The 14,442-nt window shown below is 69.1% G+C and carries 13 protein-coding genes and 1 pseudogene; 6 read left to right on the top strand and 8 right to left on the bottom strand.

Annotated elements, in window-relative coordinates:
• Positions 1 to 807: patatin-like phospholipase family protein (locus A5646_RS19530; protein ID WP_067023587.1), on the top strand; the 807-nt coding region annotated here is incomplete at its 5' end.
• Between the two features lie 32 nt (positions 808 to 839).
• Here the strand turns inward: A5646_RS19530 and A5646_RS19525 are convergent.
• Together A5646_RS19525 and A5646_RS19520 are read right to left on the bottom strand one after the other, a co-directional pair.
• Positions 840 to 1,922, bottom strand: coding sequence for a patatin-like phospholipase family protein (locus tag A5646_RS19525; protein ID WP_197505240.1), 1,083 nt, complete (start codon positions 1,920 to 1,922; stop codon positions 840 to 842).
• 99 nt (positions 1,923 to 2,021) lie between these two features.
• Positions 2,022 to 2,411, bottom strand: coding sequence for a lipoprotein LpqV (locus A5646_RS19520; RefSeq protein ID WP_197498146.1), 390 nt, complete (start codon positions 2,409 to 2,411; stop codon positions 2,022 to 2,024).
• Between the two features lie 181 nt (positions 2,412 to 2,592).
• Between A5646_RS19520 and A5646_RS19515 the strand changes: the two genes are divergently transcribed.
• Positions 2,593 to 3,198 carry a cysteine dioxygenase gene (locus A5646_RS19515; RefSeq protein WP_066860586.1) on the top strand — a complete coding sequence of 202 codons (606 nt, stop codon included), beginning with the start codon at positions 2,593 to 2,595 and terminating at the stop codon, positions 3,196 to 3,198.
• Positions 3,195 to 3,632, top strand: a complete 438-nt coding sequence (locus A5646_RS19510) for a rhodanese-like domain-containing protein (protein WP_066860588.1) — start codon at positions 3,195 to 3,197, stop codon at positions 3,630 to 3,632. Before A5646_RS19515 ends, A5646_RS19510 begins: the two co-directional genes overlap by 4 nt.
• A gap of 388 nt (positions 3,633 to 4,020) precedes the next feature.
• Here A5646_RS19510 and A5646_RS19505 read toward each other — a convergent pair whose 3' ends face one another.
• From A5646_RS19505 to A5646_RS19490, 4 genes are all read right to left on the bottom strand, one after another.
• The gene (locus A5646_RS19505) at positions 4,021 to 4,656 is read right to left on the bottom strand and encodes a TetR family transcriptional regulator (RefSeq protein WP_066860591.1); all 636 of its coding nucleotides are present in this window, start codon (positions 4,654 to 4,656) and stop codon (positions 4,021 to 4,023) included.
• Between the two features lie 111 nt (positions 4,657 to 4,767).
• The gene (locus A5646_RS19500) at positions 4,768 to 6,558 is read right to left on the bottom strand and encodes an alpha/beta-hydrolase family protein (protein WP_066860594.1); all 1,791 of its coding nucleotides are present in this window, start codon (positions 6,556 to 6,558) and stop codon (positions 4,768 to 4,770) included.
• 9 nt (positions 6,559 to 6,567) lie between these two features.
• Positions 6,568 to 7,350, bottom strand: coding sequence for an enoyl-CoA hydratase (locus A5646_RS19495; RefSeq protein WP_067023581.1), 783 nt, complete (start codon positions 7,348 to 7,350; stop codon positions 6,568 to 6,570).
• 13 nt (positions 7,351 to 7,363) lie between these two features.
• Positions 7,364 to 8,401 carry an enoyl-CoA hydratase/isomerase family protein gene (locus tag A5646_RS19490; protein ID WP_066860600.1) on the bottom strand — a complete coding sequence of 346 codons (1,038 nt, stop codon included), beginning with the start codon at positions 8,399 to 8,401 and terminating at the stop codon, positions 7,364 to 7,366.
• 227 nt (positions 8,402 to 8,628) lie between these two features.
• Here A5646_RS19490 and A5646_RS19485 point away from each other — a divergent pair, with 227 nt between their 5' ends.
• Positions 8,629 to 9,480 carry a Bax inhibitor-1/YccA family protein gene (locus A5646_RS19485; protein ID WP_066860603.1) on the top strand — a complete coding sequence of 284 codons (852 nt, stop codon included), beginning with the start codon at positions 8,629 to 8,631 and terminating at the stop codon, positions 9,478 to 9,480.
• Between the two features lie 212 nt (positions 9,481 to 9,692).
• Here A5646_RS19485 and A5646_RS19480 read toward each other — a convergent pair whose 3' ends face one another.
• Positions 9,693 to 10,910, bottom strand: a complete 1,218-nt coding sequence (locus tag A5646_RS19480; protein ID WP_067023578.1) for an acetyl-CoA C-acetyltransferase — start codon at positions 10,908 to 10,910, stop codon at positions 9,693 to 9,695.
• A gap of 89 nt (positions 10,911 to 10,999) precedes the next feature.
• Complete coding sequence (locus A5646_RS19475) at positions 11,000 to 11,962, bottom strand: SGNH/GDSL hydrolase family protein (protein ID WP_156749322.1); 963 nt, start codon at positions 11,960 to 11,962, stop codon at positions 11,000 to 11,002.
• A 242-nt stretch (positions 11,963 to 12,204) separates the two neighbouring features.
• Here A5646_RS19475 and A5646_RS19470 point away from each other — a divergent pair, with 242 nt between their 5' ends.
• Together A5646_RS19470 and A5646_RS19465 are read left to right on the top strand one after the other, a co-directional pair.
• Positions 12,205 to 13,272, top strand: a complete 1,068-nt coding sequence (locus tag A5646_RS19470) for an alpha/beta hydrolase fold domain-containing protein (protein ID WP_066860612.1) — start codon at positions 12,205 to 12,207, stop codon at positions 13,270 to 13,272.
• A gap of 51 nt (positions 13,273 to 13,323) precedes the next feature.
• Positions 13,324 to 14,385: pseudogene (locus A5646_RS19465) on the top strand (cystathionine beta-synthase); the annotation flags it as partial.
• Between the last annotated feature and the right edge of the window lie 57 nt (positions 14,386 to 14,442).

Raw genomic sequence — 14,442 nt, 5'->3', positions numbered from 1 at the left:
GGTGTTCTGCGGGGCATCGCTGACGAGTCACCCGCGGTGGCCCGGCTGCTGACCGAGTCGGACGTGCTGGTCGGGACCTCGGCGGGCTCGGCGGTCGCCGCGCAGCTGAGCAGCGGCCACACCCTGGCCGAGCTGTTCGACCGCCAGGTCGCCGAGTCGTCGGCCGAGATGGATTCGGGGGTCGACATCGAGGCGATCACCGAACTGTTCCTGACCGCCCTGGGGGAGCCGTACGAGGAATCGCTGGACAGGACCCGCCAACAGATGCAGCGGATCGGGGCCGTCGCGCTGGCGACCAAAACCGTTCCCGCGCCGGTGCGCCGGGACGTGATCGCGCACCGCCTGCCGTCGCACGACTGGCCGGACCGCGACTTGCGGCTCACCGCCATCGACGTCGCCACCGGCGAATTGACCGTGTTCGACCGCGACGCCGGTGTCGACCTGGTCGATGCGGTGGCGGCCAGCTGCGCGGTGCCCGGGGCGTGGCCGCCGGTGACGATCGGCGACCGCCACTACATGGATGGCGGGGTCGCCAGCTCGGTCAACCTCGTGGTGGCCGCCGACTGCGACACGGCGGTGGTGCTGGTGCCCTCCGGCGTCGACGCTCCCTCGCCGTTCGGTGCGGGGCCGGCCGCCGAGGTCTCGGCCTTCCCCGGCGCGGCCTTCGCCGTGTTCGCCGATGCCGATTCGCTGGCCGCGTTCGGGCCCAACGCCTTGGACCCGGACTGCCGCATTCCGTCGGCGGTGGCCGGACGCGAGCAGGGCCGCCGCGAAGCCGCCGCCATCGCCCGCTTCCTGGGCGCGTGAATGCGCTTGGCGCGCAAGGGTATTGAGACCGCTCAGTGCTCGGTCGTGGGCGGGGATTCCGGGTCGTCCTCGACGTCCAGCGCGTCGAGCGCCTCGTTCGCCAGCGCCCGCCCGGCTTCGATGACCTCCACCGCCCGGTGGAATTCCAAGGCCCGGCAGGTCGAGCGCGGGACCTCGATGAGTAGGTCGGGCGGGTAAACCGCCAGGGTGTGACGCGCCAGCGCCGCCTGGGCGATGTCGATGGTCCGGTTCATCACCTCGAAGCTGCCCAGCTTCGGCACGCCGAATCCGGCGCCGGGTAATTCGTCGACCTCGTGGTCGACGTCGTCGTCGGCCGCGGGCCGCTCGTCATCCGGGGCGTCCGCCCAGCCGTCGGCCTCCCCGCTCGGGCCGCCCAGTCTGCTCAGCACGGCCCGCGCCGTCGGCCGATCGAGCAGCGAACGGGCGGCGGCCGTGTCGAGCAGCGCGGAGGTGCTGCGCACCATGCGGGTCAACCACTCGACGGTGGCGCCGGGCTCCGGCTCGCGGTTGCCGATCGCCTCGCTGCCGGACAGGCTCACCGCGATGGTCAAATCGGCGTTGACCGCGGCGAGCGGGGCCATCGGCAGCGGATCCAGGATGCCGCCGTCGGCGAGCAGCCGCCCGTCGACCGCATGGGGGGCTATCACCCCGGGGATGGCGATGGACGCGCGGATCGCCTCGTCGAGGGGGCCGCGCTGAAACCACACCGACTTGCCCGCCAACAGGTCGGTCGCCACCGCGGTGTACGGGATGGGCAGGTCCTCGATGGCGACCGGGCCCAGGACGTCGCGCACCGCGTCCAAGATCTTGCCGGCCCGCATCACACCGGCCGCGCTGATGGACGGGTCCAGTAGCCGCAGGATGGTGCGCTGGGTCAGCGACTTCGCCCAGTCGGCGAACTCGTCGAGTCGCCCGGCCGCCTGCAGACCGCCGACCAGGGCGCCCATCGACGAGCCGGAGACGCCCACCACCTCGTAGCCGCGCGCCGCCAGGGCCTCGATCACCCCGATGTGCGCGTAGCCGCGGGCGCCGCCGCTGCCGAGCGCGAGTGCCACCCGGGTCGCTGCTGATCGACGCGGAACTTCGTCAGGCACCCCTCCATTTTGCGCGGGGGCGCGAGGTGACCGGGCGGCCAGGGCAGTTTTTTCAGCCGTGATCCCAATTACGCGGCGGCGCGCACCCCGGGCGCGGCGCTACCCGCATTCGTTGTTGGCGGCCGCCCGCGCGGCGACGATCACGGCCGCCTGCCGGGCCGGGGTCAGCTTCGACCAGGGCGCGTTCCAGCTGCCCGCGGTGCCCGTCGGTGACGCCTGCACCATCGACAGATAGGGCTCGAACAGCGACGCACCGGTCTTGGGCTGGGCGTCCATCCACTGCTGCGCGGCGTGACAGGCCTGGTAGTACTCCTCTTCGGTGGAGTCCGCGGGCACATCGACCCTGGTTGTCACGCCCGAGGGGGACAGGCCGACCGCACCCGGGGGCGCCGAACCGGGGCCCTTGGGGATGCCGGACGGCCGCGCCGACGAGGACGAGGGAGCACCGGTGTGCGCGCCGTGCGAGCACCCCGTGGCCGTCAGGGCCATGCCCACCACGAAGGTCGCCACCACCACCGCGCCCCATCGCCGGGACCGATCACCGCACCAGCGCACGGTCTCAATCTATGCAACACTTGCGGCCGTGATGGAGCGCTTCGGATTTTGCGAGTGTTGTCGGCCGTAACACGCCGCCGCTTGTCCTTTCCGTTTTCGCCCTGGAGCTCCCCTGATGTCTGTTCCCGTAGCCACTGAGGCTGCCGCGCGCCCCCGCACCCTTTCCGCCCCGTCCGCCGGTCCGACCCGGCTTCGCGTGCCCGATCTGCTCTACGCCACCGACCGGGCCGCCGACGATGTGCTCAGCGGGCGCTGCGATCACCTGCTGCCGCCGGGGGGCATACCGCAGTCGCGGCGCTGGTTCACCCGCATCCACGGCGACGAGGAGCTCGACGTCTGGCTGATCAGCTGGGTGCCCGGGCAGCCGACCGAACTGCACGACCACGGCGGGTCGCTGGGGGCGTTGACCGTTCTGTCCGGATCGCTCAACGAATATCGTTGGGACGGAAGGGCTTTGCGACGCCGTCGGCTCGACGCCGGCGATCAGGCCGGATTCCCGTTGGGCTGGGTGCACGACGTGGTCTGGGCGCCCCGCCCGGTGTCGGCGCCCGTCGCGCTGCCGAGCGCGGGGGTGCCGGGCGCCGCGCCGGTGCAGCCGACGCTGAGCGTGCACGCGTACTCGCCGCCCCTGACCGCGATGTCGTACTACGAGATCACCGACCGCAAGACGTTGCGCCGCGAACGTACCGAACTGACCGACCAGCCGGAAGGATCGCCATGAGCCGCATCGACGTCGTCCTGAGATCCGCCCGGCGCCGGTTTCGCCGGTTGCCCGCGGTGGAAGTGCCCGACGCGGTGCGCCGCGGCGCGGTGCTGGTCGACATCCGGCCGCAGGCCCAGCGGTTTCGTGAGGGCGAGGTGCCCGGGGCGCTGGTGATCGAACGCAACGTGCTGGAGTGGCGCTGCGATCCCACCAGCGAGGCCAGGCTGCCCGAGGCGGTCGGCGACGACGTCGAATGGGTGATCCTGTGCTCGGAGGGCTACACGTCCAGCCTGGCCGCGGCGGCGCTGCTGGACATCGGCCTGCACCGCGCCACCGACGTCATCGGGGGCTATCACGCGCTGGCCGGCGCCGGCGTGCTGAGCGAGCTGGCGGGGGGCCGGGTCGATCCGGTGTTCGCGGACACCGGCTCGGCCGCCCGCCGCTGGCTCTAGGTCGCCTCGTCAGTCGTTGCTTCGTTGAGGTGGTCGGCAACGGCGACCGTGCGTTGGGAACCTGCCAAAGCCGGGCCCACTAGTTAACTGCAACCCCGACGGGTGATTCGACGCCGGCCGGGGGAACGCATGCGGCCGCGGCGACGGCGGTCATTGCGAGGACGGCCGCAATCAGGATCTTCGCGGTTAGACGTGACATCAGGACTCCGTTCTTCGGCCCCCTGGCAGAACTCTAGATGGACCGCGGGCAAATTTCAATCGCGATTGAATTAATGCATCGTGCTGGGGGTGTTCCGTACGGAATCTTCGAGGTCACCGCCGCGTCGCCGGCGCTGGTTCGGTGGCTGTCCGGCAGGCACGGGACCGCATCTTCGCGCGCCGTGGCGGGTTATTGCGTCGCCAGGCCGAGCCCCAGCTCATCGGCGGGGGCGGTGAGGAACCGGTGCACTGCTGGCCCCACCAACCCGACCACCTCATCAACGCCGAGCGACGACAGTGGAGGCACACGCATGACGTACCGCAGCATTCCAGTGCCGACGAGGTTGGTCGCGGCCAGCATTGCGCGCAGACGCGCTTCATCGCCACCGCCCAGGGCGCTGGACACCGCCGTGAGCAGATAGTCGTGCAGGAAACCGCGAAATGCATCGTTGGCATCGCTGTTCGACGTCGCCGACTGCACCATCGACACCATGCTCGCGGCCGTATCAGGCTGCTCCCAGATGCCAAGGTAGGCCCGCACTATGCGGCAGCCTAAGTCGTCGTCTTGGCGAGCGATCTCAGTCGTTAGCAAATCAGAGGGCAGCACCAGCTTCATCGACTCGCGGAACAATGCCGCCTTCGAGCCGAAGAGATACAAAACCATCGAAGGGTCTACTCGCGCATCATCTGCAATCGTCCGCAGCGTTGTTTTGTCGTAGCCATGGGCGGCGAACTGCCGCTTGGCCGCGCCAAGCACCGCGTCGCGCGATACCGGCTCGCCTTGGCGTCTACCGCGCCGCTTCTGAACTTCCCCAGGCGGCGACACGCTGCGAACGATATCATTTCAACACTCGTTGAAAAGCGGGCCGGGGCGGGTCGATCCGGTGTCCGCGAACACCGGCTCGCCCGCCCGCCGCTGGCTCTGGGTCGTCTGGCCCTAGGCCGTCTCGTCCGAGTGCAGCAGCGGGCGCAGTTTCGCGGTTTTGTCCGGGGTCCAGCCGGGCGGTGACAGCACGGCGGCCCAGCCGTCGGCGACGTCGGCGACGTAGCGGTGGCCATGGCCGTCGGGGACATCCACCGCCACGGCCATATCGGCCGACACCTGGAGGAAGGTCACGACCGGAATCCAGCGCGTCTGCGGCAGCACGTCATAGCCGCGCGGTTCGTTCAGCCAGTCGGGCTTGCTGAACAACAGGTCGGGCGTCCACCAGGCGATGGGATCCGACGCGTGCTGCAGATACACCACCCGCGGGTGGTCCCACGGCGCGTCGGGACGCGTCAAATTCTTTGCGCGAGCGACGAATCGGACATACCTGCCGTCCTGGTAGATCGGCAACCACTCCGGCGACCCGCCGTCACGGGTCGACGTCAGATCGGTCCAGATGGTGTTCTTGAAGGTCGGCCCGCTGAACAACGCCCCGTCGGTGCGCGCCAGCACGTTGTTCAGGCTCAAGAACGGCGCCTCGCCGCCGAACGATCCCAGGCTCTCGCCGAACACCACGAGCTTGGGTCGCTGGGCTTCGGGCAGCTGGCGGATCAGCTTGTCGACGGCCTCGAACAGGGCCTGCCCGGCGTGCCGGGCGTTCTCCTTGTCCACCAGGAACGAGAGCCAGCTCGGCAGGAACGAGTACTGCATGCTCACGATCGCGGTGTTGCCGTTGTACATGTATTCCAGCGCCGAGGCTTCCGCCTCGTTGATCCAGCCGGTGCCGGTGGTGGTGCCCACCGCGACGACGGCGCGCCGCAGTCCGCCGGTGCGCGCCAACTCCTGTGCCGCGAGCTCGGCGGCGGCCGTGATGCCCTTCGACGAGTCCAGTCCGGCATAGGCGCGGATGGGCTCGATGGCCGGTGCTCCGTTGAAGGTGGCGAGTTGCTCGACCGTCGGGCCGCCCTCGACGAAGACGCGGCCCTCGCGGCCCAACGACTCCCAGGACACCAGGGACTGCGGGCCACCGGATCGCAGCGGGGTTTTCGGGGGAGCGGTGTCGGGATTCATCTCCTCGTTGGCCGAGGCGAAGGTGTGGTTCATGGTCCGCATGGCGAACTTGAGCACCACGCCGTTGAGCAGGGTGATGGTCAGGACCACCAGCGTGACGACCACGATGGTGGCCGAGAGCCGAAACGGTGCGAACCGGTCAACCTGGTCGACCAAAACCCTGACCAGCCAGCGGGTGAATTGGCCCAGCTCGACCACCGTGAACAGCACCACCACCGACAGCACCCCGGCCAGCGGGTAGTCGTACCACTGAAGATGCGCCACGCCCATCAGGTCGCGCACGTCGTCCTGCCACACGTGGAACCAGATCGCCATGAGGACCTGGCCCACCACGCCGATCGGGATCAGCACCTTCCACGCCCAGCCTGGCGGCGCCGGGCTGTGATCCTTTTCGCGCATGAAGCGCACCAGCCAGACCGCGAACACGCCCAGGCCATAGCCGATGGCGCCGGAGAGCCCGCTGACCAGCCCCTGGAACAGCGGGCCGCGCGGCAGCAGCGACGGTGTGAGCGAAAGCCAAATGAAGACCAAACCCACCGTGGTGCCGGTGAACGTGTAATGCCTTACCCACCAAGGCTTTTCGGTCCACGGTAGGGTGGGCGCGGCGCGACCGAATCGCGGTGCGGCCACCGGTGCCGGCGCGGCGTCCGGCTCGGCTCCCGCGGACTCCTCGACGGCGTCGGCCGGGAGGTGAGCTGCCTCGGTGTTGGTCGCGGAAACCCGTTCGCTCATGTACGCGTCCTAGCGGTGGGTGAAGTTCGGTGGGCGCTTCTCGACGAAGGCCGCCATCCCTTCGGACTGGTCCTGCGTCGCGAACGTCGAGTGAAAGAGTCTGCGCTCGTAGAGAAGTCCTTCGGCCAGGGTCGACTCGAACGCGCGGTTGACGGCCTCCTTGGCCATCCTGGCAGCCGACCGCGACATCTGGGAGATGGTGGTCGCCACGGCCTTGGCCTCGGCCAGCAGGTCGTCGGCCGGCACCACCCGCGACACCAGACCGCTGCGTTCGGCTTCTTCGGCGCCGATGGTGCGGCCGGTCAGGATCAGGTCCATGGCCTTGGCCTTGCCGATGGCGCGGGTCAGCCGCTGGGAGCCGCCCATGCCCGGCAGCACACCGAGTTTGATCTCGGGCTGGCCGAATTTCGCTGTGTCGGCGGCGATCAGCACGTCGCACATCATGGCGAGCTCGCAGCCACCGCCCAGCGCGTGGCCGGCGACCGCGGCGATGGTGGGGGTGCGGACGGCGGCGAGCTTGCTCCACGGGGCGAAGAAATCAGCGCCGAAGGCGTCGGCGAAGGACAGCTCGGACATCTCCTTGATGTCGGCGCCGGCGGCGAACGCCTTGGCCGAGCCGGTGATGATGATCGCCCCGATACCGGGGTCGGCGTCGAAATCCGCTGCCGCGCTGGTGACCTCGTTCATCACCTGGGTGTTGAGCGCGTTGAGGGCCTTCGGCCGGTTCAGGGTGATGATGCCGACGCGGTCGTCGCGTTCGACGAGGATGGTCTCGTAATCTGCCTCTGTCATCCAAACCGCCTTTCTAGAAACTCAAGTCGTCGTCGACCGGGGTGAAATACGCCTCGACGTCGGCCGCGGTGACCGCGGACAGCTCCGCCGGGGACCACTTCGGGTTGCGATCTTTGTCGATCAACTGTGCGCGGATGCCCTCCACCAGATCGTGTGAGCGCAGCGACGCCGACGACACCCGATAGTCCTGCACCAGAACGTCTTTGAGCGTTTCGAGGCCGGCCGCGCGCCGCACCGCCTGCAGGGTCACCGACAGCGCTACCGGGGAGCGGGTGGCGATCAGGTCGGCGGCGTCCTCGGCCGGGCCGGCGCCGTGCCCGCGAAGCGCGGCGACGATGTCCGCAACGGTATCGCCGGAGAAGCAATCGTCGATCCAATCACGTTGCGCGGCAAGCTCGCTGGCCGGCGGTTCGACGGTGTACTTGTCGAGTGCGCGCTCGACGCCGTCGGTGATCACCGCGCGGCGGAACGCCTCGACGTCGCCGTGCGGGACGTAGTGGTCGGCGAAGCCCATCGCGATGGCGTCGGCTCCGGAGAACGGCGCCCCGGTCAGCGCGGCGTGCAGGCCCAGACCGCCGGGCGCCCGCGACAGCAGGTAGACCCCGCCGACGTCGGGGATGAAGCCGATGCCGACCTCAGGCATGGCGATCTTGGAGGTGTCGGTGACCACCCGGGTGTTCGCGTGCGCGCTGACGCCCACGCCGCCACCCATCACGATGCCGTCCATCAACGCCACGTAGGGCTTGGCGAACTCGGCGATCTGGGCATTGAGCAGATACTCGTCGCGCCAGAAGCGACGCGCCTCGACCCCGTCCTTGCGCGCGCTGTGATAGATGGACACCACGTCGCCGCCGGCGCACAGCCCGCGTTCACCGGCGCCTGAGAGCACCACCGCGCGCACCGCGTCGTCGTCGGCCCAGTCGGTGAGGACGGCGGTCAGCGCGTCCACCATCTGCTGGTTCAGCGAGTTGATCGCCTTGGGGCGGTTGAGAGTGATCAAGCCGACGCTTCCCTCGACTTCGGTCAGAACCTCATCGGATCCGTCGGTCACGCTTTCGCCTCCCTCAAGCCGGTCCAGCCTCGAGGAAGAAATCTAGATCGTCACGACCGGCGCAGTACCCGCGGGTAAGGGTTATCTTTAACGCGACGACAACGGCGGAGGCTATATAGAGCCGGAAATACACCGGAAAACGCCCAGGTCCGCTGGGAACCAGGGCGCAACGCCGATCGTTGAGATTGTGTTCGCACAGCTCGAAGCCAATTAGAGAGGATCCGACGGTGCGGGAGACAAGCAACCCGGTATTTCGTTCGCTGCCTAAGCAGAGGGGCGGATACGCACAATTCGGCACGGCCGCGCCCCCGATGCAGGGGTATGGGGCCGACCCCTACGCGGCTCCCTACGCGGCCCCGTACCAGGAGGCCAAAGCCTCGCGTCCGCTGACCATCGACGACGTCGTCACCAAGACCGGCATCACGCTGGCCGTGCTGGCGATCTCCGCCGTGGTCTCCTACTTCCTGGTCGCCCGCGACGTGGCGCTGGCCATGCCGCTGGCGCTGATCGGCGGATTGGGCGGCCTGGTCCTGGTGCTGGTCGCCACCTTCGGCCGCAAGCAGGACAACCCGGGCATCGTGCTGAGCTACGCCGTGCTCGAGGGCCTGGTGCTGGGCGCGATCTCGTTCGTCTTCGCCAACTTCTCGGTGTCCAACGCCAACGCCGGGGCGCTGATCGGTGAGGCGGTCCTGGGCACGTTCGGGGTGTTCTTCGGCATGCTCGTCGTCTACAAGACCGGCGCGATCCGGGTGACGCCCAAGTTCACCCGCATGCTGGTTGCCGCGATGTTCGGCGTGCTGGCCCTGATGCTCGGCAACTTCGTGTTGGCGATGTTCCACGTCAACGGCGGCACCGGCCTGGGCCTGCGCAGCGGCGGTACGGTGGCCATCATCTTCTCGCTGGTGTGCATCGCGATCGCGGCGTTCAGCTTCCTGATCGACTTCGATGCGGCCGACCAGATGGTCCGCGCCGGCGCGCCGGACAAGGCGGCATGGGGTATCGCCCTGGGCCTGACCGTGACGCTGGTGTGGCTGTACATCGAGATCCTGCGTCTGCTGAGTTATCTTCAGAACGACTAGCTCTCGTCACCGAAAAGACCGGCACGCCCCCTTGGCGTGCCGGTCTTTTCGTGTTGGAGCGCTTTCGCGTGCAGTGCCGCCGTTGAGTGTGCAGCGGCGGCATTGAGTGTGAAGCGGCGGCGGGGTTACTCGGCGTGTCGTCGCCGAGGTTTCACACTCACCGCCCAGGTTTCACACTCACCGCGCCGGGCGCCCAGTTGACGAGCAGCGGCCTAGCTCAGCCGCTCGATCACCATCGCCATGCCCTGGCCGCCGCCGACGCACATGGTCTCCAGGCCGAACGTCTTGTCGTGCGTCTGCAGGTTGTTGAGCAGCGTGGTGGTGATGCGTGCGCCGGTCATGCCGAACGGGTGGCCCAGCGCGATCGCCCCACCGGACACGTTCAGCTTGTCCTCGTCGATGCCCAGCTCACGCGCCGAACCCAGCACCTGGACGGCGAACGCCTCGTTGATCTCGAACAGGTCGATGTCGCTGACCGACAGGTTGGCGCGCGCCAGCGCCTTCTTGGTCGCCTCGATCGGGCCCAGGCCCATGATCTCCGGGGACAGGCCGCTGACCGCGGTGGACACGATGCGCGCCAGCGGCGTCAGGCCCAGTTCCTTGGCCTTGGTGTCGCTGGTGATCACCACCGCGGCGGCGCCGTCGTTGAGCGGGCACGCGTTGCCGGCGGTCACCGTGCCGTTGGGCCGGAACACCGGCTTGAGCTGGCTGATCTTCTCGTACGTGGTGCCGGGGCGTGGGCCGTCGTCGACGCTCACCGTGGTGCCGTCGGGCAGGGACACCGGGGTGATCTCCCGCTCGAAGAACCCGCTCTTGATCGCTTCCTCGGCGCGGTTCTGGCTGCGCACACCCCAGTGGTCCTGGTCTTCGCGGCTGATGCCGGTCAGCAGGGCGACGTTTTCGGCCGTCTGCCCCATCGCGATGTACACGTCGGGCACGTTGCCGTCGGCGCGTGGGTCGTGCCACTCGTCGGCGCCCTCGGCCGCGGCGGCCGACCGCTCCTGGGCCTCGCCGAACAGCGAGTTCTTGGTGTCCGGCCAGGAGTCGGCGCTGCCCTTGGCGAAGCGGGAGACGGTCTCCACACCGGCGGAGATGAACGCGTCGCCCTCACCGGCCTTGATCGCGTGGAAGGCCATCCGGGAGGTCTGCAGCGACGACGAGCAGTACCGGTTGACGGTGGTGCCCGGCAGGAAGTCGTAGCCGAGTTCGACGGCGATGACCCGCGCCAGGTTGTATCCGGATTCGCCGGCGGGCTGGCCGCAGCCCAGGATCAGGTCATCGATCTGGTGGGGGTTCAGTGCGGGCACCTTGTCGAGTGCGGCGCGCACGATCTGGACGGTCAGGTCGTCGGGGCGCATGTTGACCAGCGACCCCTTCATCGCGCGGCCGATCGGCGAGCGAGCGGTTGAGACAATGACGGCTTCAGGCATGGTTGTTCCCTTCAGATCCCAGATCCCACAGATGGGGCTGGCTCGCTTGGCACCGGGTGGTGGGTCCGCTCCGACCGGCGACAACAAATCTAGTCGCTGCCGACCTCGGGGCACGAAGACGGGGCAGGTCCGGGCGCCGGACGCCGCCACAGCCGCGACATGACACTGCTGCGGGTGTGCCGCTGACCGAGCACCGGCGCCGCCGCGGGCACGGGCGGGCTCAGCGGCGGACGCTCCACCTTCTCGCCCAGCGCGTCGCAGAGGGCGAGCAGCAGCGCGTCGGCCGCCAGCGCATAGGCGGGTGCCGAGGGGTGATAGCCGTCGGCGGAGAACATGGCCTCGGGTGTCGCGCGGAATTGCGGGGCCATCAGCTGCGCCAACGGCACCGGCACGCCGCCGGCCGACCGGACCGCCGCGGTCTGGGCGCGGGCCAGCTGCAGGCAGCGCTCGTGCGCCAGCGACCGCAGCGGCTGCGGAATGGCGCTGATGAATCCGAGGTCCGGGCAGGTGCCGACGATCACCACGGCGCCGCGGGCGCGCAGCTTGCGGACGGTCAGTGCCAGCCGCTGCGCCGACTGGCTGATGCCGTTGAGCGCAGTCACGTCGTTGGCGCCGACCATGATCACCGCGATATCCGGCGGCGGGCCGGCCACGAACATGGCGTCGACCTGCCCGCACACGCCCTTGGAGGTGGCCCCGACAATCGCCTTGGTGCTCAACCGGATTCGTTTGCCGGTCTGCTCGGCCAGGCCCCGGGCGATCCGCACCCCAGGCACTTCGTCGGCGCTCATGCAGCCGTATCCCGCGGCGGTCGAGTCACCGAAGATCATCAGGTGCGAGTCGACCGCCATGCCGCGGTGCCACCGCTGGACCGGCCCGCCGCCGCGCTCGTACACGCCGTCCGCGCGGGGCGGGATGTCCCAGGACTTCGGAATGATCGTGCGCGCATGAGTGGCCTGGCCGACCAACAGACTGCGTGCCCCCAGGTAGGCGGTTCCTGTTGAGGCCAGCGCGCCCGCTGTGGCCAGGGCGATCGCCGAACGGCGTGGCACCCGCATGGTCACGCAATCGATTTTAGAGCGGCTTCGACGTTCGCGCGGGCGGCTGGAAAACGAACTGATCACGGTGCGAAGCAAAACCGGTATCGAATCAGCAATTTCCTACGTTGCACTAAGCAACCGCTGTCAAGCTGAAGACAAGGGATGGCTGAGCGCCTTGGCAAACGGCTGAACCAGACGCTCGGTCGCCTCGTCACATGCTGTATCGCACTACAACGGCGTAGGAAGTGTTGAGCATGACCGCACCTAGCAAGGAATCGGGGTCGTCGGCAAATACCGCTCGCCCGCATGACGTCCTCAAGGCCCGCCGAGCGCAGGCGCGCAAGTTCGCGATCAGCGACGGCGCGCCGGTCGAGGTCCTGGAGTCCGGGCCCAGCGTGGCCGCGCGACTGGCCAACCTCACCTCACGGCTGACCATCCGGCCGATCCTGTCCGTCGGCAGTCACGTCCCCAACCTGCCATGGCCCTGGGGTCTCATCGACCTCACGGCCCGGGTGCTGATCCCCGCGTCGGCCACCGTCCGCGAGACCATCAAGCTGCCCCACGCCTCGGCGCAGCTGGTCCGCGCGCCCGGGGTGCTGCCCGCCGACGGCAGCCGCCGCGTGATCGTCTACCTGCACGGCGGCGCGTTTCTGACCTGTGGTGCCAACTCCCACGGCCGGCTCGTCGAAGCCCTGTCGAAGTTCGCCGACTCGCCCATCCTGGTGGTCAATTACCGTCTGCTGCCGAAGAATTCGGTCGGGATGGCGCTGGACGACTGCCACGACGCCTACCGCTGGCTGCGGCGGCGCGGATACCAGCCCGACCAGATCGTGCTGGCCGGCGACTCCGCCGGCGGCTACCTCGCCCTCACCCTGGCCCAACGCCTGCAGGAGGAGGGCGAGGATCCCGCGGCGCTGGTGGCGATCTCGCCCCTGCTGCAGCTGGCCAAGGAACCCAAGCAGGCCCACCCCAACATCGAGACCGACGCCATGTTCACGGCCGGGGCGTTCGATGCGCTCGCCGAGCTGGTGGCGACGGCGGCCGGGAAGAATATCGTCGACGGTAAGCCCGAAGAGGTCTACGAGCCGCTCGACCACATCAAGCCGGGCCTGCCGCGCACGCTGATTCACGTGTCGGGCTCCGAGGTGCTGCTGCACGACGCGCGGCTGGCGGCGAGCCGGCTCGCCGCGGTGGGCGTGCCGGCCGAGGTGCGGGTGTGGCCCGGACAGGTCCACGACTTCCAACTGGCCGCGCCGATGGTGCCCGAGGCCGTGCGCTCGCTGCGCCAGATCGGCGACTACATTCGCGAGGCCACGGAGTAGACGCCGCACAGCGGTTGTGCGCCGCGCGAATCCGCCTGAGACGATGAATGCATGCGGATCGCTCAGCACATCAGTGACCTCATCGGCGGCACACCGCTGGTGCGGCTGAACTCCGTCGTCCCTGACGGCGCCGGCATCGTGGCGGCCAAGGTCGAATACCTCAATCCCGGTGGCAGCTCGAAGGACCGAATCGCGGTCAAGATGATCGACGCCGCCGAAGCCAGCGGACAGCTGCGACCGGGCGGCACCATCGTCGAACCCACCTCGGGCAACACCGGCGTCGGGCTGGCCCTCGTCGCCCAGCACCGCGGCTACAAGTGCGTGTTCGTCTGCCCCGACAAGGTCAGCGAGGACAAGCGCAACGTCCTGATGGCCTACGGCGCCGAGGTCGTCGTGTGCCCCACCGCCGTACCGCCCGACCACCCGGACAGCTACTACAGCGTCTCCGACCGGCTGGTCACCGAGATCGACGGCGCGTGGAAGCCCGACCAGTACGCCAACCCGGAAGGCCCGGCCAGCCACTACGCAACCACCGGCCCGGAGATCTGGGCCGACACCGACGGCAAGGTCACCCACTTCGTCGCCGGCATCGGCACCGGCGGGACGATCACCGGCGCCGGCCGCTACCTCAAAGAGGTGTCCGGCGGCGCGGTGCGCATCATCGGCGCCGACCCCGAAGGGTCGGTGTATTCCGGCGGCACCGGCCGGCCCTACCTGGTGGAGGGCGTCGGTGAGGACTTCTGGCCGCAGGCGTACGACCGGACGGTGCCCGACGAGATCATCGCGGTGTCCGACTCCGACTCGTTCGACATGACCCGGCGGCTGGCCCGCGAGGAAGCGATGCTGGTCGGCGGGTCGTGCGGCATGGCGGTGGTCGCCGCGCTCAAGGTCGCCGAGCAGGCCGGGCCCGACTCGATCGTGGTGGTGTTGCTGCCCGACGGCGGGCGGGGCTACATGTCCAAGATCTTCAACGACGCGTGGATGTCGTCGTACGGCTTCCTGCGCAGCCGCCTGGACGGGTCCACCGAGGAGGCCAGGGTCGGCGACGTGCTGCGGGGCAAATCCGGCGCCCTGCCCGACCTGGTGCACACCCACCCGTCCAGGCGGCTGCGCAGGAAGCCGTACGACGACATCCACGCGTCGTTGAAGATCTTGGACATGTAGCCCCGC

It is taken from the genome of Mycobacterium sp. 1245499.0, from assembly GCF_001673615.1.
GTDB classification, from domain to species: Bacteria; Actinomycetota; Actinomycetes; order Mycobacteriales; family Mycobacteriaceae; genus Mycobacterium; species Mycobacterium europaeum_A.
The sequence above is the reverse complement of the archived record's forward strand: the minus strand, read 5'-3'. Positions and strand labels throughout refer to the sequence as shown.

Coding starts and splice junctions, on each gene's coding strand:
- A5646_RS19515 (WP_066860586.1), top strand. CDS start 2,593: ATGTCTGTTCCCGTAGCCACTGAGGCTGCCGCGCGCCCCCGCACCCTT.
- A5646_RS19495 (WP_067023581.1), bottom strand. CDS start 7,350: ATGACAGAGGCAGATTACGAGACCATCCTCGTCGAACGCGACGACCGC.
- A5646_RS19520 (WP_197498146.1), bottom strand. CDS start 2,411: ATGGCCCTGACGGCCACGGGGTGCTCGCACGGCGCGCACACCGGTGCT.
- A5646_RS19500 (WP_066860594.1), bottom strand. CDS start 6,558: ATGAGCGAACGGGTTTCCGCGACCAACACCGAGGCAGCTCACCTCCCG.
- A5646_RS19480 (WP_067023578.1), bottom strand. CDS start 10,910: ATGCCTGAAGCCGTCATTGTCTCAACCGCTCGCTCGCCGATCGGCCGC.
- A5646_RS19470 (WP_066860612.1), top strand. CDS start 12,205: ATGACCGCACCTAGCAAGGAATCGGGGTCGTCGGCAAATACCGCTCGC.
- A5646_RS19510 (WP_066860588.1), top strand. CDS start 3,195: ATGAGCCGCATCGACGTCGTCCTGAGATCCGCCCGGCGCCGGTTTCGC.